Below are 23013 nucleotides of genomic sequence, written 5' to 3'. Positions count from 1 at the left end.
GGTTAGCCGCCAGCCAAGGAACCCCAGGATTGTCCTGCTTCATTTATATAGTCATTTGATGAACTCGGCGAGCTTCGCCATGTTCTCCTCGTATTTCTTCTGTTTGTACTCCCACACTTTGGCATATCCGAGCTCATCGCGTTTCTTCAAGTAATCGTTCCAGATCTGATCGAACTCGGCATCCGATTTCGCCAACAGCAGCTTAGGCGCCACTTTGCCCCATTCCTGCAAAATTTTCGTATTCATTACGCCTTCCTCGGAGTTGCCTTGCGGATCGATTTGGTCGAATTGCGAGAAGCTATGCGACTTGCCGCGGGTCCAATCTTCCGTCTGCTTGAACGGCTCGACGGCCGGAGGCGCCCAAGCCAGGGTCGTGTTCGTATCCATCAGCATCCAGAAGGTGTGGGACGCGCCGTACTTTTTGTCGAACGCGCCGCGGTCGCTGTTGAGCAGCTCCGCAACTTCAGGAAGGAACTGGTCTTTGCCGTCAATCGTGTCCCAAGTGACGCCTTGCTTGCCCAGGTACGTGTCGCGTTGTCCTTCCTCGGAGATCATATAGCTCAGAAAGCGGATCGCCCGCGCTTTGTCCTTGACGTTTTTGGAGATCAGCGTCACCGTCCAGCCGGAGATGGACGGTCCGGCCAGCGTCGGCTGGTCCAGCCCGGCGTTCGCCGGTCCGTCAACCGCGATATAGACGGAGTTCGGATCGTTCGCGTAGAGCACGTTTTGCTGGTTGGCCATGTCGCTGCGCTGATACAGCATCGCGAAGTAGCGGCCTTGCGCAATCTTCTCTTCCATCTGCGGACGTTTATCCACGAAGATATCTTTGGCCAGCAGCCCCTTCTCATTGGCCTGGCGCAGCGTTTTCAGCCACTTGACGTATTCCGGATCGGTGGTGCGGTCGTACAGCTTGCCGTCCTTCTCCTGCGGAATCGCCAGGAAGTTCTGGATGTAGGCTTCGAGCGAGTAATTGCCTTTCTCGTGGAAATCGTGCAGGCCGAACGGAATCAGCGGCTGCCCGTTCACGTCAGGGAACATTTTCTTCGCGTCTTCAAGCGCTTTCAAAAACCCTTCAGGCGTGCGCATATCCGGCTTGCCAAGCGCTTCGTACATATCCTTGCGCACGAGAAACGTCTGGGTGGACGTGAAATTGTCGCCGAATTTCTCGTAATCCTTCGGTGAAGAAGACGCGTTCGGATAGCCGTAGATATTGCCGTCCTCCTGAGTATACCACGACACCTTGGCCGGATCGGTCACTTTATGGAAATACGGATCGTATTGGTCCGCCAGTTCGTTCAGCGGCAGCACCAAACCGCCTTCGATCATTTTTTTGACCGCGTCCTCGCTCCAGGCGATCGTGATGAAATCCGGAAGCGAACCCGAGGCGATCATCGCGTTCATCTTCTCGGTCTCGTTGCCGGCAGGTACGATTAAGTTGAGGTTCACGCCGGTTTTCTCCGTCACGTATTGGGAAGTAATGTCCTCGCCCCATTTGTTCGGAAACCAGGCAAAGTTGATGTACCAGTCGAACGTAATCGGGGAGGTATCCACCTTCCAGCCCGGATCGTCCCGGGTCAGCTTCACTTCCTCCGCCGCCGGCTGCTCTTCCCCTCCTTTCACGGATGCCTTGCTGCCGCCGCCGGACGAACATGCCGCCGTAAAGACCATGACCAGCGCGAATATTAACAGCAGCAGGCTTTTTGGCTTATGCATCTTGCTCATGTGTTTTCCCCTTTTCTCGTTTAGAAATATGATTATATAGAACCCCTGCCTGGATAGGCAAGAAGCAGCTACCTTGCTTATTAGGCAAAACGTTTTATCCCTTGATCGAGCCGATCATCATGCCTTTGACGAAATAACGCTGCAAAAACGGGTAGACGAACACGATCGGCAGCGTCGTGACGACCATCGTCGCCAGTTTGATCGACTGCGAGGTCACCGTCTTGGAAATGCCTCCCGGCACCTGGGCCGCCATCTGGTTGGAGCTGGACTGGGCCACGACCCGGTACAAGTAAGTTTGGATCGGCTGCAGGTCCATATTGTTAAGGTAAATGACCCCGGTAAAATAGTCGTTCCATTGATACACGCCGTGGAATAACGCGATCGTCGCCACCACCGGCATTGATACCGGGAGTACCACGCGGAGGAAGATCGCCCAGTCGTTGGCGCCGTCGATTTTCGCGGCTTCTTCAAGCCCGTCCGGGATTTCGCGGAAAAAGGTCATAAAGATGATCAGATCGAAAAAGCTGAACAACGCGGGAATGATGTAGATCAAGAAATTATCCAACAGGTGGAGGTCCCTCATCAGCAGGTACGTCGGGATCAACCCGCCGCCGAAAAACATCGTGACCGTGCCGAGCAGGATATATAATTTCCCGCCGATCAAATCTTTGCGGGAGAAAGCGTACGCCACCATCGCCGTGAACAGCACGTGCAGCAGCGTCCCGACGAGCGTCTTGGCCACGGTGATGCCCATCGCCAGCATGATGCCGGGGCTTTGGAACACGGCGCCGTAGTTCTCGAAGCTGAACGCGCGGGGCCACCAATAGATCCCGCCGCGCATCCCGTCCATCCCCTCGTTGAGGGAATTGACGAGCACGTACCAGACCGGATAAAGCGTCACGAAGCAGATCAGCAGCATTCCGATATTGTTGCACAGGTCGAAGAAGGCTTCTCCCTTGGTTCTTCTTTTTAGATTCAGCATGTTCTCAGGGCTCCTTCATGAATTGGACTTGGCCTCACCGGCTAAAACAGGGACGTGTCGTTCAGCTTCTTCGTCACCCGGTTGGCCAGCAGCAGCAGGATGAGCGCGATCACCGATTTGAACAGCCCCACCGCCGTCGAATAGGAATAACGCCCGGACAACATCCCGGTTTGGTAAACGTAGATGTCGATGACGTTGCTGGCGCTTTCGTTCAGCGCGTTGCGCAGCACCAGGATTTGATCGAAGTTGGAGTTCAGCACGCCGCCCACCGCAAGAATGAACAAAATCGAAATCGTCGCCTTGATGGAAGGCAGGGTAATATACCACATTTTCTGAAATCTCCCGGCCCCGTCGATCGTGGCCGCCTCGTACATTTCCGGCGATATGCTCGTGATCGCGGCCAAATAAATGATGGCGGACCAGCCCAGCTCCTTCCAGACATCCGAAGCGACGACGATGCCCCAGAAATAACTCGGCTCGGCCAGATACGAAATCGGCTCTTGAATCAAGTGCAAAGCCAGCAAAAGATCGTTGATAATCCCGACGTCCGACAGCCAGGTGGTCAATATCCCGCCGAGGACGACCCAGGACAGAAAGTGCGGCAGATACGAGATCGTTTGCACCGCCTTTTTGAACCGGACCGAACGCATCTCGTTCAGAAACAACGCGAAGACGATCGGCAGCGGAAAACCGACGATCAGCTTGATCAGGCTGATGCCCAGCGTATTTTTCATCACATTAACGAAATTGTCGTCCTGAAAAAACTCCTTAAAATGGTCAAAGCCCACCCACGGCGCCTCGGCGACCGACCTCACGATGTTGTACTCCTTAAAAGCGATGATAATGCCGTACATCGGCACGTAGTTGAAGACGATCATCCAGGCGACGCCCAGCAGCGCCATGATTTGAATATGCCTTTGCGCGTACAGGCGCCCCCACCGTTTGCCCCATACCGATGGCGGCTTGTTTCTTTCCGGAGCGGCCGCCGGTTCCGCCATCTGTTCCGTCATCTGTTCTATATCCATTCCTCTGACCTCCATGCTGTTCAAAAGCTAGTTATGTAAGCACTTCCAATTCCCTGTATTTATTGTAAACGGGGATGAGGGCGAGGGTAAGGCTTCAGATTTCGTATTGGGGGTCTCATTTTTCGGCTCCAAATCAGCCCCAAAAAAATAAGAACCAAAAATGTCGTTATTCCGGCGAAATCCATTCATTTGAGTGAAATAGCGGCAATTTATGTATCTATTTTCCCTCGTCGCAAGGAAATGTCCGTGTTCTGGACCATGTATAGGAAAATAAGCACATAAAATGCCGCTAATGAAATGTACATGCCAGGGCTCCGGATAATAAGTACATAAAATGTCGCTAATTTGAAGGCCGTGCTAACCGGTCTTTCCGGCGGCCGACCGTCATGAAGCTGATTTCTAGGTTAAGCCCATTTTTCGGCTAAAAAAAAGAATGACGATCCGGGGTTACCGTTTCGTCATTCTTCCATGGAGCGGCTATTACCGGAATTCCTCCACCAGCACGCTCATGATGATCAAATCGCTGTATTTTCCGTTTTTGAACTCTTTTTGCCTCAGCCGTCCTTCTTCTTTAAAGCCGCAGCCGAGATAACAACGGTAAGCCCGTTCGTTAAAATCAAGAACCTCCAGCTCCAGCCGGTTTAAGTTCAGCCGTTCGAACACGAACCGTTTCATCAGCTCGATCGCTTCCCGGCCATACCCTTGTCCCAGCAGCTCCTTGCGTCCGATAACGATGCCAAGCACGGCCGAACGGTTTTGCCAGTCGATTTTATGCAGATCGATTTGACCGATGTACTCCAGCGTATCTTTTTCCGCAATGACAAAACCTTTGCTCCCGGTTTTCCCTTCCATCGTCATTTTCAGAAAAGACTCGGTTTCGTGAAGCGTATGCGGAAACGTAAAAATACCGCTCAGCGTGCCGGTAATTTCCTCATCGTTCACCCATTGCCGGATATAAGGCAGATCCTCCATCCGGTACTCCCTTAACGTGATCCGGTTTCCGTGAATATGCGGCATACTCCAAACCTTCTTTCCTCCCGAACATTAAGCAAACTGGGCATAGATCATAATTCCAATATAAGGGACCACCCACAGCAGGGGGAGCATATTCCACCATACCGAGCGCTTCCATTTGCCTTTGGCGAAAAAATACCAGCTTAATATAAGGGCAAGCAGCAGCCCGCCGGGATAAGCCTCAAGGTAATATAAAAAGCTCCTCATTCCCCTGTCGCCAGCCGAGCCGGGCGAATCGGACAGAAACGCGGAAATGCCCAGCACGACGAGCCAAACGGCCATAAACAACACATATACGATCTGCGACAAGATGAGAAAAAGCATCGTTTTCCGTTTGGCCATCCCTCGCCACCCTTTCCAAGGTTCTTATCCGCAAATCTAATCGAACCAAACCTCGTTCGGCTGATGGCGCAAAGCAAACAGGCGCCCAATCTGCTCCAAGGTGTTTCTTTCCGTTGATAACGGCGGCAGTTCGTCCTCCCCGAAAAAGCCGACCTGCAGCGTCTCCATCCCGGCTTCCGCCCGGCCTCCGACCTGCTCGCATAAAATAAACATCTTATATACATGCCAAGGCTCCGGGGGATGCTGATGGAATTTTTTGTCCAACACGGCCATCAAGCGGACCGGCACGACATCCAGCCCCGACTCTTCCTTCACCTCTTTGACGGCGACCTCTTTCGGCGACAGTCCGATGTCGGCCCAGCCGCCGGGCAGAGCCCACGCCCCGTCGATCCGCTCCTTAACGAGCAGAATCCGATCGTCCTGAAACACGACGCCGCGGACGTCCACCTTTGGGGTCGCATACCCGGTTTCAGCGGCAAACAGCGACCGGATCTTCTCCGTCTCCACCTCGGTGTAGCGGTTCATGATGTCCACGCTGAGGTCTCGCAGCATTTCAAAGCGCTCAAGGTCGTACTTATCTTTGGAATAAGCCAAGCCCGCCTGGCTAATCGCCTGGATCTGCTTCGCCCACTCCAGCCACAACGGCTGCGGTACATGATCCGCCATCGCCCATCGCTTCCTTTCTGGTCGGCCCGCCTCGCGCCGGCGGGTTAAATTTTCTTCACGTATTTGGCCAGCGTCATGCGGTAGCCGAATTCCACTTTTTCGCTCTCTTCGGTAAATGCAAACCCGTTTGATTTATAAAATAAAGTGCCGATTCCGTTTTCCCGTTCGCACCAAGCAAATATCTCCTTCAGGGACGCATTGAGACGGATCAATTCGCCTAGCAGCGCCTTGCCGATTCCTTTCCTTTGATGTTCTTTCAAAATATACAATCGGGTCAGCTCGCTTTCCCCGTTCACGGGATCGCTCAATTGTCCGAATCCGACAATTTCCCCAGCCAGCTCAGCGACCAAAAACTTTCGGGCCGGGTCCGCTTCATCCCGGGTGATGCTGTGCTCCAGGCTGCTTTTCGAATAGGCGTGATTCAGGAATGTGGCGATAAAATGCTCCGGATAAATCGTTTCATAAGTGCTGTTCCAGGTTTCGACCGCAACCTCGCGAATTCCGTCGATATCATTTAGCCGTGCCGGACGGATCTGCAATGCCTCCATCTGCTTCAATCCTTTCTCTGTAAATAACTTGACCCAGCCGACAGATAAGCCTATCTCCAGCCGGGTCGTTGCTCCTTACGCCTTAACCTATGTTTACAAAACTATGATACACTGCCGCCTACGGTAAACGCTACCCCAATCCGATGAAATCAATTAGGCATTTTAACAATGTAATCCACGAAGCCCTGCCTGATTTTTTCCCCTTCATAAATGCGCTCAAGCACCCTGTCCTCTTTGTATAAGATTTCCATACCGGCGAACAAACTGTCGGGTTCCTGCGGATCGTAATAGGAATGAATCACCGGCAAGTCATCGTCAAATTGCTCATATTCATGATTTCCCAGATGAGGACCTTGACCGCAGCGGAAATCATTCGTGGTGAGAAAGTTAACGAACATAAGGCCCCCGGGCATCAGCACACGCTTCATTTCCTTCAAAGCTTGTTCGACATCCTTTTTACGCATATGAAATATCGTGTTATAGGAGTAAACGAACCCCATCGAATCATCGGCAAATTCCAACCGTCTCATATCCCCCTGGCGGATGTTCAACTCCAGCCCTCTTTGTTTGGCGTAATCGCCGGCAATTTCGCATTGCTTCGGGTCAGCGTCTATACCGTAAGTCGTGTAACCATAGGACCGGAACAAACTTAAAGGCGGCATATCGCCGCCGGCCCCGCAATCCAATATCCGCCTGGGCATCTCCGTCTCCTGACAGTACATTAAAAACCGGTATAAGGGAATCTGTTTGAAGATATCCTGCATTTTTCAAAAGGCCTCCTTATGGACTTCTTATGGACTTCTTCTATTTCACGATCCTTCTCCCTAACTCATGCCCAAGCAGGACGCAGGGGGCCAGGATGAACCCGACGGGGACGCTGAACAAAATCTCTCCCCAAGTGACCCATTTTTCGCCGAGCAGCCGGGAAAACAGATATACGGTATAGGGAAGAACGACCAATACCGCGGTCACGACGCCCGGTGTGTACTTCCTCAAGTAAAGCGACTGTCCGAGATGCGTAAACACATGCAAAAAGAACAGGGTGTTAAACGCCAAAAACATGAAAAAGCGGCCTTTCTCCGCTGCTATGTACGTAAAGGGAATAAAGATGATGAACTCCATGAGGACCGCCACGGCAAATTGGCTGCTGGTCAACCGCGACATCTTTTCGAACGCCGGCCTCATGCGGAGCGGCAGGGCAGGCGCCACCCGGCGCGCGTTTTTTTTCATCCATGGTTCCACCCAAATGATTTCTTCCAAATCATGAATGACAAAAGCGACGATAAACAACCATACCAACGTTTGCAGACTTATCGAATCCATTGGAAATCCTCCTCACTTTCCGTATGTACGCGGGCTTTGCCGTCAATATCCGCCGCAAAAAAAGCTGCAAACGATAGTACGACTTTTACTATATCATCTGCAGCTGTGTTGTTCTATGAAATTGTTACTAACGAAGAACCTCCGGCTTGGAAAGGTGTTACTTTGGTTCATCCGGACCCTTTCGGGAGGGCCGATCCGAGTTGGCGACTTCTTCGGCGGCTTCCATTTGCGCCAGCGGCATGCCAACTCGGCCTTTTCGTCCCGGGGCGTTGCCGGAATATTGCCCCATGCCCGGGGCTCGCCGGCCGGCAATCCATGTTTTCAAGTAGTACGTTCCCGCCAGCAAAGCAACCAGAATGAGGCCGATGATCAAGCCGGTCCCCTGTCCCGGAATAAAAGGCATGCTGGCGATGATCGCAACCAAGGCGGTCAGCCCCAGCCAGGAGGTATAAGGAAAACCCGGGAGCTGACAGGCGGCTTCCGGGGAGCAGGGGGTGCGCCTGCGCCACTTATAATGGGCAGCAAGGATCATGAAATAGGAAAACAGGAGCGAAAATCCCCCGAGGCTGAGCAGGAACAGATAGACCTGCTGCGGCAGCAGGTAGCCGAGACCCAAGCCGGCCAACATGGCCGCGCCCGAAAAAAGAATTCCCCGGTAAGGAACATCCGTTTCATCTTTTAGCCAATTTGGAGCATGCCCTTCCCCCGCCAGAGAACGGATCATCCGGCCCAGTCCGAACATCGCTGCCAGCATCGTGGACAAAATGGCGGTGATCATGACGATGTTCATCAGCGTGCCGGCCCACCCCATCCCCCAACGGGTTAGGGAGAGCACGAGCGGGCTTTCGTCCGCGATGATTCCCCGGCTCGGAAACAGCGGCAAAATGACCGCAATCGCTCCGACGTAAAGGCCGATCAGGCTGATTAAGGTCAAATTAATCGCGCGGGGAATTGTTTTCCGGGGATTGCGCACCTCCGAAGCGGCCAGCCCGATCACCTCAAAGCCGGCATAGGTGAGAACGACCGTGAGCATGCTGCCGGCAATGCCCGCGATTCCTCCGGGCAGCCACGGTTCGGAGCGCAGCTCGCCGGCCCCGACGGCGGGAGCGCCGGGCATCAGGCCCGCTATAATCGCCAGGCCGATCGCGATAAACCCGGCGATGGCGATCAGCTTGACCGCCGCAAGGCTGCTTTCCAGCTTGCTTAAATGTTGGGCGCCCAATAAATTGAGCAGCGTAACGCCAACAATGATCACCGTCCCGGCAACCCCCGGCGAAAGGTTGGGGAACCACACCCGCAGAAACGTCGAAGCCGCGATCGATTCGCTGGACATCGCAAAGATCAAGCCGATCCAGTACACCCAACCGGTGACGAACCCGGCCCCCGCTCCATAACTCCTTTCGGCATACGTCCGGAAAGAGCCGGAAACCGGATCGGCCACCGTCATTTCCGATAAAGCGTACAAGATGATGTATACCAACACGCCGCCAATGAGATAAGCAAGCAGGATCGCAGGCCCCGCCGCTTTAATGCCTACCCCCGAACCGAGGAAAAAGGAACCTCCGACCACCGTTCCCAGCGCCATCATCGTTAAATGAAAGGTCGTTAAGCCTGCCTTGGCTTCGCCCGTCTTTGCCATAATAACTCCCTCCAGCATCCGACTTAAGATCACTGGAAGTATTTGCGAATTACAGCAAAAGTATGTTATCGCCTCAAGTTAGACGTTTCCTTTTTGAGGTACGGCGTCTGGCCTTAAAGGTTATGCGCCTCTTTTTTCCGTCTTCGCGTCCGTCTCTTCCTCGCTCCGCCACCGCTTCGCGTAATTCTGGATTAACTCCAAAAACTCCGCGAGCGCCGGGGATCTCCACTTTTTCTGATGATAGGCAAGCTGTGTGGCCACGCGCTGCGATACGTCGTCCCAGTTTAACTTGACCAGCTTGCCCTCGCGCAGCTCGGTGCGGACGGCAATCAGCGGCAGGAACGATAAACCAAGGCCCGAAATGACGCACTGCTTGATCGCTTCGATACTCCAAAATTCGAGGTTCGGGTCGGGAAAAACGCCGTGGCTGTTCAAATAATGTTCAAACAACGTCCGGTAGGAGCAGCCGCTTTCGGTATGCAAAATCGTTTGATCTTTCAGGTCCGCAGGCTGGACCTCCTTCTTCGTTTGCAGAGGATGATCGGCCGGAGCCACCAGCGCCATCGGCTCCTGAACGAGCGTCTCGATATGCAGGTCCCGGTCCTCCACCTCCGGCTGCAGCAGAAAAGCCACGTCCAATTCCCCCGAGCGCACCCGCTCCCTTAATTCCAAGCATTGTCCCGGCTGCAAAATGATCTGCACCTCCGGATACCGGAGGCGGAAATCGCGAATAATCTCCGGCAAGCGAAAAGCGGCCAGCGATTCGGGGGCGCCGATTTTCAGGGAACCGGACACCTCCGCTTCCGCATGCAGGGCATCCTTGGCCATGGAATGAATTTTGGCGATCTCCTGCGCATACGGCAGCAGCCGGCGTCCGGCATCGGTCAGCATGATTTTTTTGCCGATCCGGTCGAACAAAGGCAGTCCCAGTTCGGACTCCAGCGCCTGAATTTGCGCCGTGATGCTGGACTGCGCGTAATCCAGCTTCTGCGCGGCGCGGGTAAAGCTGCCGGTTTCCACCACGACCAAAAACGTGAATAAATGGCGGGATTCCATAGATAACGGCCTCCTTCTATCGAACCATCGAAAAATCGAATGGATAATATTCAATAATTCTGTTTTTCCTATGAATAGATTATCTGATACGCTAGAAAAAAACACAAGGAAAGCAGGATAACTCGAATGAAAGAAGACTCAACCAAACTACAACGGGGGATCGGCCTGCCGCAGGCCATCGCCCTTTATATCGGAGCCGTGCTGGGCTCGGGCGTGCTGATCGTTCCCGGCCTGGCGGCCGAACTGGCCGGCCCGGCCTCCTTGCTCGCTTGGGGCTTTATGATCTTGCTGATTCTGCCGATGGCTTTGTCCATGGGCTTGCTGTCCGCCAAATATCCGAACGCCGGCGGCGTCTCCCACTTCGTTAAGCTCGCTTACGGCGAGCGGGCCGGGACGCTGGTCGGGTGGTTTTTTCTGATGTCGGTGCCGATCGGGGCGCCCGTGGCCGCTCTGACGGGGGCCGGCTATCTGACGGCCGCGCTGGGCTGGGGCGAAGGGGCCAAAATCGCCGTAGCCGCGGCTATGCTGGCAATCGGGCTGTTCACGAACTGGATCGGCATGCAGCTTGCCGGCAAAATCCAAATCGCCGTCGTGATCGCGATCGCCGCCGTGCTGGTTTTTTCCTTTGCGGCGGCATTGCCGCGGATGGAGAGCGCCCACTTTACGCCGTTTTTGCCGCATGGCTGGCTTAGTGTCGGTCAAGCGGCGTCCATGCTGTTCTGGTGCTTTATCGGCTGGGAAGCGGTATCGCATATGTCCGAAGAATTTAAAGATCCGCAAAAAGCGGCGATTAAAGGCGTGACCGCCGCCGCGATCATCGTGGGCATCCTGTACTTCCTGTCCGCGCTGGCCACCGTCGGGACGCAAAGCTATTTAAAAAGCGGTTCGGATTCTTCGATGGTGTGGATCATCAGCCAGCCGCTTGGCGCTTGGGGCGGAATCGTCGCCGGGGTGACCGGGCTGTTCATCTGCATGGCCGGCATTATCGCGTACACCGGCGCCGCCGCCCGAGTCGCTTACGCCATGGCGCGGGAAGGAAAAGCGCCCAAATGGTGGAGCGGCCTTTCCCCCCGGTTTCACACGCCGGTTGGCGCGCTGCTGTTCCTCGCCTTCTGCTTTGCGGTGGTGATCCTGCTGTACGGCGGCGGGGCGCTCTCTTTGGCTACGCTGATCCAGTTCCCGAACGCCACGTTCATTTTGACGTATATGGGCGGGTGCGCGGCCGGCATCAAGCTGCTAAAAGGCAACCGCGCCGGCGTTATCATCAGCTGGATTTCCTTTATCGCCACGGCCGCCGTTTTTCCGTTCACCGGCTGGGCGATGCTGTATCCGCTGCTGATCGCGCTGCTGTTCCTAGTCATCGGGCTGCGCGCCGGCCGGCGCAAAACAACTTCATTGGAGCACTAGATCGAAAAAGGCCTCCCGGTGACGGCTTATCATCCCGGCAGGCCTTTTTTCTTATATCGGGGCTGCTTAAATTTCTCCTTCATCAAAATAAGCAACCTCCACGCCTTTGGCGACAATGGAGCTGATTCCTTCCGGATAATAAGGCATCAGCTTATCGGCTCGCTTCACGTCCACCCAGGCGATGTCCAGGATCTCCTCGGGCCGGGTAATCTCCGGTCTGCCGCCTTTGATTTCGGCGCGGAAGGTCAGCAGTACGACGTGCTCCATTTTTTCCGTATGCACGAATTCATTGACGGCGACAACGCCAAACACGTCGACATCCAGCCCGGTTTCTTCCTTCGCTTCGCGGATCGCCGCCGTCTGGAGCGTTTCGCCCGCTTCCACCGCGCCTCCCGGCAACGTCCAGGCTTCATTTTCGTTTTTCACCATTAAAACCTGCGTCTTCGCCTCGTTTGTGATCAGCAGGTACACGACATCCGTTCGTTTCATAACAGGCCAACTTTCCTCGAATTTATGACCCCGCTTAGAAATCGGTTGCTCGACAGCCGGATACGGGATGGACGAACCGTTGGCCGCTGGGCCTTCAAAATAGCGGCATTTTTTGTGCTTATTCGCCGTAGCCAGGCATGTTCATCCTATTAGCGGCATTTTTTGTCCTTATTTTTCCAAAAATGGTGCAGAGCGCGGGCATTTTCTTGTGACGTGGGAAATAGCGGCATAAATTTCCTCTATTTCTCTACAATTCACAGATATCGCCGGAATAACGCCCTTTTTTGCCCTTATCTTTTCTCGCCAGCGTTTCTCGGGCAGCCTGGTTCCCGCAAGCAAGCTTTTTCAATTGTTTTGTTAACCAAGCTTTAGCGGCCAAACAAAAGATCCAGGATCGTTGAGAACTTGCCCGATGTATGCCCGCTAAGCACATCCGGATTATAGATTTCCACGTAGCCGCAATTCAAACAAGAGACAAACAGATAGTGGTTATAATTGATGTCCATGATTTTGCTAATCCCGGTGCCGCTCATGGTCACTTCCTTAACCGAACCTTCCCGGCTGCCGCATTTTACGCATTTAAAGCGATTTTCCAGCACTGTCTCCAGATCGAAATACTCCATATCGCCGCCGGCGTCAACCGGCGTTTTGTCAGCAGCGTTTTCCCGACCTTCCAAATGCTCAGGCAGCACCTCATGCTTGCACTCAGGGCAAACATCGCCAATCAGTACCACCCGCTCTCCGCACCACGGACATTGAATCATGAGAGCCTCCTTCCGGGGAATGAACTAAAACGTCTTGCCCATATAATACTCGTCGACGTAGTTTCCGTCCATCCGAATGGAATTTTTTTTCGTCCCTTCGATTTCAAAACCCACCTTTTTGTACAGCGCGATGGCCGATTCATTCGGCACCATGACCGTAAGTTCAAACTTCGTGATGCCGGAACCGGAACGAGTCCGCCAAGCCTCGGCGGCTTGAAAAAGGGCCGTTCCGACGCCTTTCCCGGTGTAGTCCTTCAAAATGCCGATTACGATGTGGCCGAGATGCTTTATCTTGTTGGCGCCCCCGCCATTTACCGCCAGATAGCCGACCAACTCCCCATTAGCTTCAGCCACGATGATCGTGGAATTGGGCGATTCGGTAATCGAACGAATCCGTTCTTGATGCGTCTCCGCGGTCGTTTTGCGTTCTCCCGGTTCCAACAGCATAAATTTCGTTTCCTGATCCAGCTTCAAACATAAATTCAAATGCCGCTCGGCATCCTCTTCCCTAATTTCCCGATAAGTAATCAATTTGTATGGGCCTCCATTTGTATTTGACTCAAGATTTTAGACATGATCAAATTTTGGCTTTCAAACGCAGCAACCGTTTTCCCCGCTTCGATTCCGAAAGGGTATATTTTCAAGTGTCCGCTCACCTCACCCGGAAATGATAAATATGCTGCAGGCCTTTGGGGCCCATCTTGGTTAAGCCGCGATCTTCAAAGCCCGCCCCGGCATACAGCTTCTGTGCGGCGTAATTTTGATGGTTGACGGCCAGCACGATCTCATCCGCTTCCGGAAAATGCTTCCGCACAAACGAAGGCAGCCGCAGCATTGCCGCTTTGGCGTAGCCTTTTCCCTGGTGCTTGAAATCGACCGATAGCGCGCGCAGCAGCAGGGCCCGCGGATTCCCGACCAGGGGGACGAACTCCGAGTTTCGATGCAGCACGAAAAATCCGGCCGGCACCCTCCCATCGGCCAATATAACTATCGGGTAACGGTCCGGATCGTTCACGGACATTTCCAACGCCCCGGAAGGCAAAGCGGTGAAACCGGCCTGATTTTCGGGAAGCTCAAAGCGTTCTAGCGCCTCGAGGTATTTTTGATCGTATAAACTAAGACTGATTGCTTGATTTGGCAGGTTCATATTCAACTCCGTCTGGCTTCACTTTGATTTGAACGGACGCAACACGTTCCCCATAATTATACTCTATTTGAGGAAGTTTGGACTCAACGCAAACGTCTGCGCCAGCATTTCGTGAACCCCGGGCAAACCCTCGATTTCCACGCTTTCGGAGGTTTCCGTATAAACGATCGAATGCTGCTTGTAGAAACTCCGCCAGAACGCTGCGGCTGCTGCATTGTTCTTAAGCTGCTCTACCCTCACCCGTCCCGTCAACCGCCCCATGACTTCCGCCACCGCCGTTTGCGCGATCTGCCGGCCCCGGTATTTTTTCAGCAAAAACAACTCCTGCACCGCATAATCGACCTCATCCGGAACAAACGGAGGCGAACAGACAAGGACAAAACCCGCTACTTTGCCGGAACAGTATATAAAGTAAGGGAACAATTCGTTTCGCTCCAAATACAGGGCATTGTTCGACGTATCGAATCTTCCGTCTTCCGCCGGGTCCTCGCCCGTAAATGCGGATAAATCGTACAAATAGAGGTTATAAAGGTTTAGAAAAAGTTCTTTTTGTTCGGGGAGAATTTCCGTTATGCGGATATCCATTGGGCGGCCCCTCCTCCGTTCTCGATTTCAACGGCGATTACCTTCCCCGCTTTTCGTACAGGTAAATATCCAAGGCCTCGATTCCCCGGCGGGCGAGCTTGATAAACAAGACAAGGGCATAAATCCCTAAACAAACAACTACAATGTATACCAGCAGCATCAATACAGGTAGAATCTCGAACATACCAAAGCTTGGTCCAACGGCATTCATCCTTGGATCACCCTCCATCAATGGTTTTCTGAATAACTATATTCTCGGTACTTTCTGAATATCCTGTCATGCGTGCTCCCCCCGAAATCGCGCGAAATGCGTGGGGAAAGTGAAGTTGGATTCGACCAAAATCCCCTGCCTAGACTGATGAAGTGCAAAAATGCAGCTCATTCACAACAAATCTACTAATTTTTTACCGATATCAAGCCAAACAACTGCACTTTTGCACTATATTTTGGCTAAAACGCCTCTTGAGGAATTAGGCTCTAAAACATCCACTTGCTTAACTCTCATATATTGCTTCAAAAAATAAACGCTTAATAGCCCCATGGTCCCCATACCGGTAACTAATACTTTATCTTTTTCCCCCGGAAGAAGCTTTAAAACACCTTTGGCCGCATCGCAAGACAATATGGTTAACAGGGCAGCTCATTTGTGATCCATTTCAGCTGCCGTTTCCCGAGCAAAATAAGCGATTTCTGTTCCATGTAAACTCCTTGGCAAGCCTAAGTTATCCTCCGGACCACCTGGTAATTCGGATCCAGTTAACCTATCCGTATTATACCATCTTCAGCGAAGCTCACATGAAAAAGAGCGCGCAAAAAAACAAAAAACGCCCAAAAACCAGGGCGCTTTACTGTTGCTTTTATAAGCCGCGGCAGTTGCCTTAACACAAGGCTTGAATCCGGATCCGGCCGGCTTAGAAGAAAAACGCGAAATAGATTACGATCGCCAGCAAAATCCGGTACACCGCAAACGGCACCAGCTTGACGCGGTTGATCAGCTTCAGGAAAAAGCGAATCGACAGCAAAGCGAACACAAATGCGCTTATAAACCCGGCGATGAAAAAGGGCAGTACATCCGGCGTAAAATATTGCAGGTTCTTGACCAGCGAAAGAGCGCTGGCTCCGGCCATAATCGGCACTGCCATGATGAAGGTGAAATCGGCGGCCGCCTTGTGGCTTAAGCCCAGCAGCACCCCGCCGGAAATCGTCGATCCCGAACGGGAGAAGCCCGGCCAAATCGACAAGCATTGGAAGAGGCCGATCGCAAACGCCTGCTTGTAAGTGATTTGGTCGACGGTTTCCACCTTGGCCCCCTTCGGCGCAAACCGGTCGGCCGCAATCATGAGCAAGGCTCCAACCACCAAACCGATCAATACCGTAGCTGTCGAGAACAGATGCTCATCGATAAAATCCTCAAGCAGGACGCCCAATACGCCGGCCGGAATCAGCCCGACAATGACCTGGGTTAGCTTGAGCCGCGATCCGCCGCCATGTTTAAGCTGCCGAGGCCGATACGACCCGTCCTCCGCCACGATCATCTCGTCAGACCACGCCGAAGCGCTCCCTTTCTTTCCCATAAAACGGGACAGTCCGAGCAGTTCCATAAACCGGTTCCAGAACACGACTACCACGGCCAAAATCGAGCCGAGCTGGACCACAACTTTAAACGTGTTGGCTACGTATTTGGAACCCAGCAGTTGTTCGGTTCGCAGCCACATATCGTCCACAATGATCATATGCCCTGTCGACGAGACGGGGGCAAATTCCGTAAGTCCTTCCACCATCCCCAGAATAATTGCTTTGATCAGATGCAAAAAATCAATCATTTCAACTTCTCCTTTGCTAGTCAATCATCCCATCCGTCATTCTACCATTCGTCCATTCTACCATTCCGCCTATGATTTCGTCCATCAGTCCGCCGACTTCTCCGGCGTCCGGCGAGCGCCGCCGCCCCTTCTTTTGCGCAGCCAAAATACCAGCACGGCCGCCGCGGCGGCGGCAATCACTCCGTAGGCGATATGGGAATAAACGTCCATAAACGCGACGATTTTTCCCCAGTTGCCTCCCACCGCCGCACCGACCAATACGAGGGTTACGTTCCAAATCAACGTGCCGACCGTTGTAAACAGCAGGAACAGTCCGAACTTCATTTTGGCCATCCCCGCCGGCACGGAAATCAGGCTGCGGATCAGCGGGATCATGCGGCAGAACAGCACCGTCCAGTAGCCGTAGCGGTCAAACCAGGCGTCCGCTCTGCGGATGTCCTCCTTTTTGAGGCGGAGAAAACGCCCGTAGCGTTCAACCCAGCCTTCCAGCCGGTCCACGTTAACCAGCAAGCCGATCCCGTACAGGATCACCGCCCCCAAGATCGAACCCAAGGTGGAGGCGAGGATGACACCGGCCGGAGTCAGGCTGGTGTAAGTGGTCATAAATCCGCCGAACGTCAAAATCACTTCCGATGGAATCGGCGGAAATACATTTTCCAGGGCGATGAGCAGAAAAATACCGAAATACCCATACTGCTCCATAAAATCCGTAATCCAATTATTTTCCACGTCGTACCTCCAAACCGTTTTATCGAATCGCTTTTTTCACATTGCGCAAATAACGGGCCCGAATCAGCAGAAAATAGGCGGCTTGCGCAAGCAAAAAGCTGGCCAAAACCGCAACCGTCTGCCAGGCCACGGAAAAGCTGAACAAGCTCTGCATCGCCTTGAACGCGAATAAGCTGTGCACGATCGCCAGCGCGATCGGCACGAAAAACAACAGGCCCACCTGTCTGGTGACGATGCCGGCCAATTCTTTTTCCGTCAGCCCCAGCTTCGCCAGCGCCCCATACTGCCGCCGGTCATACTCCAGATCGCTGTACAGCCGGAAATAAAGGAAGCTTCCCGCCGCGATGAAAAACACCGTACCGACCAGCAGGGCAAACAGCAGCAGCGCCCGGTACGTTGTCCGCTGCACCTCGTATAACGTGCCGCTTACCGTCAAGGCATAGGGCTTATCCATGTCGTAGCGCATTCTTCCGTGATCCGTCAACTCCGCCGCTACGCCGAGCGTCGATTCCACTTTATCAACATAGAAGCCGGTAAATCGGTCGACCCGCCGCTCCCCATCCTTCGCCGCCGCCTCCAGACGCTTCAGCAGTCCGTCGCTTACGACCAGGCCGGAAAAGGAGCCCTCCAGATCGTTCCCCGCCCGCTCGATCAAAGATTCCGGAATCGCCACATGCCGCGTCAGTCCGCTTTCCCGGACCCGGGTGCCCACCGCCCCTCCGGCAAACACATAGCCGGCCGTTTTTCGCTGCTCCAGCAGGCGAAATTCCCGCTCCGAGCCGAGCAGCACCAGCGCTTCCCCGTCCGCGGGCTCCTTCTCGTCAAAAGCGATCCCCGCCGCCGTCACGGCCCGTTTATAACCGGAAAACGAAATCAGCGGCATCCACGCTACGGGAAAATCGGATGTCGAAGATACGACTTTGGCATAAAAAATCGGCAAACTTTCCGTACGATACGCCACCCCCTTGGCGTCCAATTCGCCGCGAATCCGCCGCAGATGGTTCTCCTCCACGCTGCTTCCCGCCTTGGCGACATACCCGATATCGGCCGGATAATCCGCCGCAAACCCGTCCGCCAGCCGGTTGATCGAGGCAAAAGTTCCTACCGCGCAAAACGCCATCGTCGCGATGATGGTGACGAGAAAAAACATCCGCGCGTTTTCCTTCATCCGGTAGGCCAGGCTCGACACCGTGACCATATTCGTTTTTTTCCAATAAAAACGCAGCCGTTTTTGCGCCGCCCTGATCAAAAAGACGCTGAGCTGCGTATAGAAAAAATACGTTCCCACGATCGTCATCGCCGTTACCGGAAGCATGCGGACCAGCACGCTCGAGGCCGTCGCCGTCGCCGCCAGCGCATATGCGCCGCCAAGCAGCCCGGCCGCGAGCAGCGATAAGGCGGCCGACGTCTGCGGCGGCCCCGCCGGCTTCATCCCGGCCTGAAACAGCTCGATCAGCCGATGGGAGCCAAGCAGCAGCGTCGTGCAGAGCGAGATCAGCAGAAACAAGAGCAAAAACGCGGCGACCGTCAGCAGCAGGCTGGGCCAGGGAACGTGAAACGGCAGCGGAGATACGCCCAGCAGCTCGGAGCCGGCCAGCAAAAACAGCTTGGCCGTCAGCAGCCCTACGCCGATCCCGCACAGTATCGAGCTTGCGCCGATCAGCATATTTTCCAGAAATACGAGCTTGCGAAGCTGCCTTTCCGTCATTCCATGCAGCAGCATGATCCCGAAATCCCGTTTACGGGAACGCAGGAACGAGCCCACGGAATAGATCACAAAGAAAAAAGCGAACACATACATGACCACTTCCGCCGCAGCGAGCACGAGCAGCGCCGAGCTGTACACGACCTGCCCGCGCAGGCCGGGATGAAACAGAAACAGCGCGCAGACGAAAAAGATCATCACGGAAAACGAGCTGCTCAGGAAATAAGCGGCATACGTCCGTTTGTTGCGGAGCACGTTGTTAAAGGCGAATTGACGAAAGGTCATGGCTGTCCCCTCCCAGCAGCGACAGCATGTCGATGATTTTCTGGAAAAAAGCCTGACGGTTGTCCCCGCGGTAGATCTCGTTATACAGCTTGCCGTCTTTGATAAAAATAACCCGGTGACAGTAGCTTGCCGCCAGCGCGTCATGCGTGACCATCATGATCGTCGCTTCGTACGACCCGTTCATGGCGGCGAACGCCTCCATCACGTCCCGCGACGCTTTGGAGTCGAGATTGCCCGTCGGCTCGTCGGCCAAAATCAGCGACGGCTCATGGATCAGCGCGCGGGCAATCGCCGTCCGCTGCATTTGCCCGCCCGACATTTCATAGGTACGCTTGCTTAGAACGCCTTCGATGCCGAGCCGGCGCGCCATTTCCCGCGCCTTCGCCTTCATTTCCGGGACGGGCGCCCCGTCCAGCGTTAAGGGCAGGACGATGTTTTCCTCCGCCGTCAGCGTGTCGAGCAGGTTGAAATGTTGAAAAATGAACCCGAGCTCGCGCCGCCGGAACAAAGCCGTCTGCTCCTTGTTCAGCCGGTGCGGATCCTGCCCGTTCAAGATCACTTCTCCCGAGGTCGGCTCGTCGATGGTGGAGATGACGTTCAGCAGCGTCGTTTTGCCGCTGCCCGACGGCCCCATAATGCCGACAAATTCCCCCTTATCGATCCGGAAGGTGACGCCGTCCAGCGCTTTGGTGGCGATTTTGCCTTCATATATTTTGGATAGTCCATGCACTTCCAGCACCGCCATACGGCCTTAAACTCCTTTACTTCGGTGGGATGTCTCCATTATATAAAGACGGCCGCGCCCGGCACCATGGCTCAATCTTACAGTTACCTTACAGGGTTGTAAGATTGAACGATTCCGAAAAACACGATCCGCACCGTCGTTCCACGGCCGGCCCGGGACTCCAGCTCCACCCGGTGCCCCAATTTGCCGCAAACCTGTTTGACGAGGTACAGGCCCATCCCGGTGGATTCCTGGAAACTCCGTCCGTTTTCCCCGGTAAAATAGGCGTCAAACACCCGCGGCAAATCGCTCTCCGGTATGCCCACGCCTTCGTCGGCAATTTCCAGCACCGCCTCGCGCCCCCGGGCAAACCCGCGGAAGCGGATTTTGCCGTTTTCCTCGGTCGTATAACGCACGGCGTTCGTTACGATTTGCGTCAGCACGAACGACAGCCATTTTTCGTCGGAAGCGATCGTTAGCGTTTTTTCCATCTCGATCACCGGAAACACTTTGCGCCGGATGAACAGACGTTTTTGCGCTGAAACCACCGACCTCACAAGCTGCTCCAAATCAAGCGTTTCGACCAGAAAATCATGCTCAAACGTGTCCAAACGGGCGGTATAAAGCACCATCTCCAAGCCTTTGCGCAGCCGGTCCACCTCGTCGCCGATCGCCACCGCTTTGGGGTCGTCGTCGTTTTGCACCATCAAATGAATCACGGACAAAGGCGTCTTCATCTGATGCACCCATTGATTGATAAAATGCCGATGTCCCTCGATTTTGCTCTGCTGTTCACTGATTTCCGCCAAATAATAACGGTGCTGCGTTTTCAGCAGCTGCTGCAAACTGTCGGACAACGGCGAGCCCGGCTCTGCTTCGCCAAACCCGCGAATCGCCGCGCGCGGATCCTCCAACCGGCGGTAAAACGACCGGTTCGTTACGTAGCGGAAAACGAGGTAGGCGGCCAACAAGCAAGTGCTCAGCAGCGCCGCATACAAGCTGATCGTCCAATGGCGGTAGCCGTCCAGCCAGTATACGAGCGTGATTACGATGAGCTGCAGCGCATATACCGCGATCAGCGGACGCTGCTCCCGCATAAACAGGCGCATTCCCTATTCCCCCCAGTTCGGCGCCAGCCGGTAGCCTTGGCCGCGCACGGTTCGCAGCGCATCGTCGATGCCTAACGCGGACAGCTTTTTGCGCACCCGGGTGACGTAAACGTTCAGCGTATTGTCGTCGACGAAAGCCTGGTCGTCCCATATCTTCTCTAGCAGCCGGTCGCGGCTGACCACCTGTTCGCTTTTGCTCATCAATTCATTCAATATTTTCATTTCGGTCAAACTGAGCTCCACCCGGTTCTCGCCCAGGCTGAGCTGCAGCCGGTCGCGATCCAGGCGCAACCCTGCCGCCGTGACGTGGCGTTCATTCCCGTTTCCGGCGTACGTTCCGTACGCGCGGCGCAGCTGGCTTTTGATTTTGGCGATAACGATGTCGTAATCAAACGGTTTGGTGATGTAGTCGTCCCCGCCGTTTTCCAGCGCCATCACTTGATCCATTTTTCCTTCTCTCGCCGATAAAAACACGATCGGGCAGGTGGATAAGTTACGGAACTGGCGGCACCAGTAATACCCGTCATATTTCGGCAGGTTCACGTCCAGCAGCACGAGATGGGGAGCGTAGCGCTCGAACTCCTCTTTCACTGCGCCGAAATCCGTTACCGCAAAAGTGCCGTAGCCGAACTTGTGCAAATATTGCTCCAACAAGACTACAAGCTGTTTGTCATCCTCGACGATAAATATTTTAAACATCGCTCGATTCTCCTTTTTAGCAGGACCTACTTTTGCATTGTAACAAATTCGGACTATGAAAAGAAAATAGAGAGATTCCCGCCACTAGGGCAAAAATCTCTCTAATCTATCACAAATCCTCGCCGCTCCAGAGATGGTCTCGCCGCTTCGGTTTGAGCAGCAGTTTCAATCCGCCGCCGATCAGAACCACGGCCACAACGAGCGGGCGCAAATATTCGCGAATCCGGCTGTGAAGCCTAAGCTCGGGGAACTGGGCGTCGATCGCCGGTACGATCAGCTCCATGCCGATAAAATAGATCCCCAGCACGATTAGAACGATGCCCAGCAAATGCTGATGATTTCCCCCGGTTTCAATAAGCGGCCTGTCCTCCATCGGCAAAATGCCGTAGCGGCTCGTTTGCTGCAGGCCGTCAAAAAAGCAATAAAACCAAATGATCGGAATAAGGAACAGAAATACCGACAACCGCAGTATGTCGATGATGTAGAAGCTCCCTATGAACAGCACCATCATTTGCAGGCCGCGTTTTTGCAGGCCCAGGTACATTTGGCCGGCGCCGGGGAAAGCGGACAGCAGCGTGGCCAGCACTTTGCTGCGGCGCCCTTCGATCCGCCCGGATTCCCAATCATCCAGCAAAGTGCGGTCGACGATTATTTCCCCGGCCAGCTTCCGGTGCACCAACTGCACCGCATCAAACATGGCGTAAAGCCAGATGATCGGCAATAGGCCCAAAAACAGCAGAAATCCCGATTCATGGGTAACGCTCGTAACGAAAATCAAGACCGTAATCAATCCGAAAAAAGCGACCAGAAACGACAAACCCCGCTGCATCAGCCCAAGCTGAAAATGCCCCAAGCCCGGTACGAACGACAGCAGAATCGTGAAAAATTTTTCCGACTCCCGCCCTTCTCCGGACATCTGCCGCATATGATCGCGATAAGCCTTCACTTCCGCCGGCTCGCGAAGCATGGAAATGAGCAGATCGGCCATCGAAATCAGCCAAAGAACTACCGTCAAAACAAAGGTTAACAGTGCCAAATCCTCAGCACCGGTCATGAGCGCCACTGTAAAACCAAACAGCGATCCTCCAAAAAAGCAAACTGAATAAAAAACTCCTCTCCCCCGGTTCCCCCAATATAAATGGCCCAAACCCGGGATAAAATTCAACAGCAAACCGAGCAGCCGATTGCGCTCATACGGCATGTGTATTCATCCTTTCTACCTGTCTGAAT

General features: G+C 54.0%; 25 protein-coding genes and 1 pseudogene. 1 reads left to right on the top strand and 25 read right to left on the bottom strand.

Features of this window, described 5'->3' with window-relative positions; genetic code table 11:
* Positions 1-51 precede the first annotated feature (51 nt).
* The 11 genes from NYE74_RS16660 to NYE74_RS16610 all read right to left on the bottom strand — a co-directional run bounded on the left by NYE74_RS16660 (position 52) and on the right by NYE74_RS16610 (position 10317).
* Positions 52-1722 carry an extracellular solute-binding protein gene (locus NYE74_RS16660; RefSeq protein WP_316561669.1) on the bottom strand — a complete coding sequence of 557 codons (1671 nt, stop codon included), beginning with the start codon at positions 1720-1722 and terminating at the stop codon, positions 52-54.
* A 94-nt stretch (positions 1723-1816) separates the two neighbouring features.
* Positions 1817-2704 (bottom strand): carbohydrate ABC transporter permease, encoded by an 888-nt coding sequence (locus tag NYE74_RS16655; protein WP_036622084.1) that lies wholly within the window; start codon positions 2702-2704, stop codon positions 1817-1819.
* A 41-nt stretch (positions 2705-2745) separates the two neighbouring features.
* Positions 2746-3702, bottom strand: a complete 957-nt coding sequence (locus NYE74_RS16650) for an ABC transporter permease (RefSeq protein WP_423804257.1) — start codon at positions 3700-3702, stop codon at positions 2746-2748.
* A 507-nt stretch (positions 3703-4209) separates the two neighbouring features.
* Entirely contained in the window at positions 4210-4746 is a 537-nt protein-coding gene (locus NYE74_RS16645; RefSeq protein ID WP_036622081.1) for a GNAT family N-acetyltransferase, read from the bottom strand.
* A 27-nt stretch (positions 4747-4773) separates the two neighbouring features.
* Positions 4774-5085 (bottom strand): hypothetical protein, encoded by a 312-nt coding sequence (locus tag NYE74_RS16640; protein WP_036622080.1) that lies wholly within the window; start codon positions 5083-5085, stop codon positions 4774-4776.
* Between the two features lie 36 nt (positions 5086-5121).
* Positions 5122-5751: an NUDIX hydrolase gene (locus NYE74_RS16635; RefSeq protein WP_036622079.1), complete on the bottom strand. Its 630-nt coding sequence runs from the start codon at positions 5749-5751 to the stop codon at positions 5122-5124.
* A gap of 44 nt (positions 5752-5795) precedes the next feature.
* A complete protein-coding gene (locus NYE74_RS16630; protein WP_036622077.1) occupies positions 5796-6299 on the bottom strand; it encodes a GNAT family N-acetyltransferase in 504 nt (167 codons plus the stop codon).
* A 149-nt stretch (positions 6300-6448) separates the two neighbouring features.
* The gene (locus NYE74_RS16625) at positions 6449-7063 is read right to left on the bottom strand and encodes a class I SAM-dependent methyltransferase (protein ID WP_036622075.1); all 615 of its coding nucleotides are present in this window, start codon (positions 7061-7063) and stop codon (positions 6449-6451) included.
* A gap of 40 nt (positions 7064-7103) precedes the next feature.
* Positions 7104-7622, bottom strand: a complete 519-nt coding sequence (locus tag NYE74_RS16620; protein WP_036622073.1) for an HXXEE domain-containing protein — start codon at positions 7620-7622, stop codon at positions 7104-7106.
* A 157-nt stretch (positions 7623-7779) separates the two neighbouring features.
* Positions 7780-9261 (bottom strand): amino acid permease, encoded by a 1482-nt coding sequence (locus NYE74_RS16615; protein ID WP_036622071.1) that lies wholly within the window; start codon positions 9259-9261, stop codon positions 7780-7782.
* Positions 9262-9381: 120 nt separating this feature from the next.
* On the bottom strand, positions 9382-10317 hold the full coding sequence (locus NYE74_RS16610) for a LysR family transcriptional regulator (RefSeq protein ID WP_036622069.1): 936 nt from the start codon (positions 10315-10317) through the stop codon (positions 9382-9384).
* Positions 10318-10443: 126 nt separating this feature from the next.
* On the opposite strand from NYE74_RS16610, the gene NYE74_RS16605 reads away from it, so the two are divergent.
* Complete coding sequence (locus NYE74_RS16605; RefSeq protein ID WP_036622068.1) at positions 10444-11724, top strand: APC family permease; 1281 nt, start codon at positions 10444-10446, stop codon at positions 11722-11724.
* A 66-nt stretch (positions 11725-11790) separates the two neighbouring features.
* Here the strand turns inward: NYE74_RS16605 and NYE74_RS16600 are convergent, their stop codons facing one another.
* From NYE74_RS16600 to NYE74_RS16535, 14 genes and pseudogenes are all read right to left on the bottom strand, one after another.
* Complete coding sequence (locus NYE74_RS16600; RefSeq protein WP_036622065.1) at positions 11791-12213, bottom strand: NUDIX hydrolase; 423 nt, start codon at positions 12211-12213, stop codon at positions 11791-11793.
* Between the two features lie 368 nt (positions 12214-12581).
* Positions 12582-12977: a zinc ribbon domain-containing protein gene (locus NYE74_RS16595; RefSeq protein WP_082207740.1), complete on the bottom strand. Its 396-nt coding sequence runs from the start codon at positions 12975-12977 to the stop codon at positions 12582-12584.
* A gap of 24 nt (positions 12978-13001) precedes the next feature.
* Positions 13002-13508 (bottom strand): GNAT family N-acetyltransferase, encoded by a 507-nt coding sequence (locus NYE74_RS16590; RefSeq protein ID WP_036622063.1) that lies wholly within the window; start codon positions 13506-13508, stop codon positions 13002-13004.
* Between the two features lie 121 nt (positions 13509-13629).
* Positions 13630-14124 (bottom strand): GNAT family N-acetyltransferase, encoded by a 495-nt coding sequence (locus tag NYE74_RS16585; protein ID WP_036622061.1) that lies wholly within the window; start codon positions 14122-14124, stop codon positions 13630-13632.
* Positions 14125-14187: 63 nt separating this feature from the next.
* On the bottom strand, positions 14188-14709 hold the full coding sequence (locus NYE74_RS16580; protein WP_316560749.1) for a GNAT family N-acetyltransferase: 522 nt from the start codon (positions 14707-14709) through the stop codon (positions 14188-14190).
* 37 nt (positions 14710-14746) lie between these two features.
* Complete coding sequence (locus NYE74_RS16575) at positions 14747-14920, bottom strand: hypothetical protein (RefSeq protein WP_155620374.1); 174 nt, start codon at positions 14918-14920, stop codon at positions 14747-14749.
* Between the two features lie 234 nt (positions 14921-15154).
* Positions 15155-15343 (bottom strand): annotated as a pseudogene (locus tag NYE74_RS16570) (alcohol dehydrogenase); the annotation flags it as partial.
* Between the two features lie 277 nt (positions 15344-15620).
* A complete protein-coding gene (locus NYE74_RS16565; RefSeq protein ID WP_155620375.1) occupies positions 15621-16532 on the bottom strand; it encodes an undecaprenyl-diphosphate phosphatase in 912 nt (303 codons plus the stop codon).
* 84 nt (positions 16533-16616) lie between these two features.
* The gene (locus NYE74_RS16560; protein ID WP_036627974.1) at positions 16617-17234 is read right to left on the bottom strand and encodes a DedA family protein; all 618 of its coding nucleotides are present in this window, start codon (positions 17232-17234) and stop codon (positions 16617-16619) included.
* A 46-nt stretch (positions 17235-17280) separates the two neighbouring features.
* Positions 17281-19251 carry an ABC transporter permease gene (locus NYE74_RS16555; RefSeq protein ID WP_316561321.1) on the bottom strand — a complete coding sequence of 657 codons (1971 nt, stop codon included), beginning with the start codon at positions 19249-19251 and terminating at the stop codon, positions 17281-17283.
* Positions 19226-19996 carry an ABC transporter ATP-binding protein gene (locus tag NYE74_RS16550; RefSeq protein WP_036622055.1) on the bottom strand — a complete coding sequence of 257 codons (771 nt, stop codon included), beginning with the start codon at positions 19994-19996 and terminating at the stop codon, positions 19226-19228. The genes NYE74_RS16555 and NYE74_RS16550 overlap by 26 nt, the downstream gene beginning before the upstream one ends.
* Before the next feature lie 83 nt (positions 19997-20079).
* The gene (locus tag NYE74_RS16545; protein ID WP_051985390.1) at positions 20080-21084 is read right to left on the bottom strand and encodes a HAMP domain-containing histidine kinase; all 1005 of its coding nucleotides are present in this window, start codon (positions 21082-21084) and stop codon (positions 20080-20082) included.
* A gap of 3 nt (positions 21085-21087) precedes the next feature.
* Positions 21088-21783: a response regulator transcription factor gene (locus NYE74_RS16540; RefSeq protein WP_036622054.1), complete on the bottom strand. Its 696-nt coding sequence runs from the start codon at positions 21781-21783 to the stop codon at positions 21088-21090.
* Between the two features lie 109 nt (positions 21784-21892).
* On the bottom strand, positions 21893-22984 hold the full coding sequence (locus NYE74_RS16535; RefSeq protein ID WP_036622052.1) for a hypothetical protein: 1092 nt from the start codon (positions 22982-22984) through the stop codon (positions 21893-21895).
* Between the last annotated feature and the right edge of the window lie 29 nt (positions 22985-23013).

It is taken from the genome of Paenibacillus sp. FSL P4-0127, assembly GCF_038007325.1.
Classification (GTDB): Bacteria; Bacillota; Bacilli; order Paenibacillales; family Paenibacillaceae; genus Fontibacillus; species Fontibacillus macerans.
This window is presented reverse-complemented; position numbering and strand designations above follow the sequence as displayed.

Bases quoted from the DNA above. Each gene is read 5' to 3' on its own strand.
- NYE74_RS16660 (WP_316561669.1), bottom strand. From the start codon at position 1,722: ATGAGCAAGATGCATAAGCCAAAAAGCCTGCTGCTGTTAATATTCGCG.
- NYE74_RS16655 (WP_036622084.1), bottom strand. From the start codon at position 2,704: ATGCTGAATCTAAAAAGAAGAACCAAGGGAGAAGCCTTCTTCGACCTG.
- NYE74_RS16650 (WP_423804257.1), bottom strand. From the start codon at position 3,702: ATGGCGGAACCGGCGGCCGCTCCGGAAAGAAACAAGCCGCCATCGGTA.
- NYE74_RS16645 (WP_036622081.1), bottom strand. From the start codon at position 4,746: ATGCCGCATATTCACGGAAACCGGATCACGTTAAGGGAGTACCGGATG.
- NYE74_RS16640 (WP_036622080.1), bottom strand. From the start codon at position 5,085: ATGGCCAAACGGAAAACGATGCTTTTTCTCATCTTGTCGCAGATCGTA.
- NYE74_RS16635 (WP_036622079.1), bottom strand. From the start codon at position 5,751: ATGGCGGATCATGTACCGCAGCCGTTGTGGCTGGAGTGGGCGAAGCAG.
- NYE74_RS16630 (WP_036622077.1), bottom strand. From the start codon at position 6,299: ATGGAGGCATTGCAGATCCGTCCGGCACGGCTAAATGATATCGACGGA.
- NYE74_RS16625 (WP_036622075.1), bottom strand. From the start codon at position 7,063: ATGCAGGATATCTTCAAACAGATTCCCTTATACCGGTTTTTAATGTAC.
- NYE74_RS16620 (WP_036622073.1), bottom strand. From the start codon at position 7,622: ATGGATTCGATAAGTCTGCAAACGTTGGTATGGTTGTTTATCGTCGCT.
- NYE74_RS16615 (WP_036622071.1), bottom strand. From the start codon at position 9,261: ATGGCAAAGACGGGCGAAGCCAAGGCAGGCTTAACGACCTTTCATTTA.
- NYE74_RS16610 (WP_036622069.1), bottom strand. From the start codon at position 10,317: ATGGAATCCCGCCATTTATTCACGTTTTTGGTCGTGGTGGAAACCGGC.
- NYE74_RS16605 (WP_036622068.1), top strand. From the start codon at position 10,444: ATGAAAGAAGACTCAACCAAACTACAACGGGGGATCGGCCTGCCGCAG.
- NYE74_RS16600 (WP_036622065.1), bottom strand. From the start codon at position 12,213: ATGAAACGAACGGATGTCGTGTACCTGCTGATCACAAACGAGGCGAAG.
- NYE74_RS16595 (WP_082207740.1), bottom strand. From the start codon at position 12,977: ATGATTCAATGTCCGTGGTGCGGAGAGCGGGTGGTACTGATTGGCGAT.
- NYE74_RS16585 (WP_036622061.1), bottom strand. From the start codon at position 14,124: ATGAACCTGCCAAATCAAGCAATCAGTCTTAGTTTATACGATCAAAAA.
- NYE74_RS16580 (WP_316560749.1), bottom strand. From the start codon at position 14,709: ATGGATATCCGCATAACGGAAATTCTCCCCGAACAAAAAGAACTTTTT.
- NYE74_RS16575 (WP_155620374.1), bottom strand. From the start codon at position 14,920: ATGAATGCCGTTGGACCAAGCTTTGGTATGTTCGAGATTCTACCTGTA.
- NYE74_RS16565 (WP_155620375.1), bottom strand. From the start codon at position 16,532: ATGATTGATTTTTTGCATCTGATCAAAGCAATTATTCTGGGGATGGTG.
- NYE74_RS16560 (WP_036627974.1), bottom strand. From the start codon at position 17,234: ATGGAGCAGTATGGGTATTTCGGTATTTTTCTGCTCATCGCCCTGGAA.
- NYE74_RS16555 (WP_316561321.1), bottom strand. From the start codon at position 19,251: ATGACCTTTCGTCAATTCGCCTTTAACAACGTGCTCCGCAACAAACGG.
- NYE74_RS16550 (WP_036622055.1), bottom strand. From the start codon at position 19,996: ATGGCGGTGCTGGAAGTGCATGGACTATCCAAAATATATGAAGGCAAA.
- NYE74_RS16545 (WP_051985390.1), bottom strand. From the start codon at position 21,084: ATGCGCCTGTTTATGCGGGAGCAGCGTCCGCTGATCGCGGTATATGCG.
- NYE74_RS16540 (WP_036622054.1), bottom strand. From the start codon at position 21,783: ATGTTTAAAATATTTATCGTCGAGGATGACAAACAGCTTGTAGTCTTG.
- NYE74_RS16535 (WP_036622052.1), bottom strand. From the start codon at position 22,984: ATGCCGTATGAGCGCAATCGGCTGCTCGGTTTGCTGTTGAATTTTATC.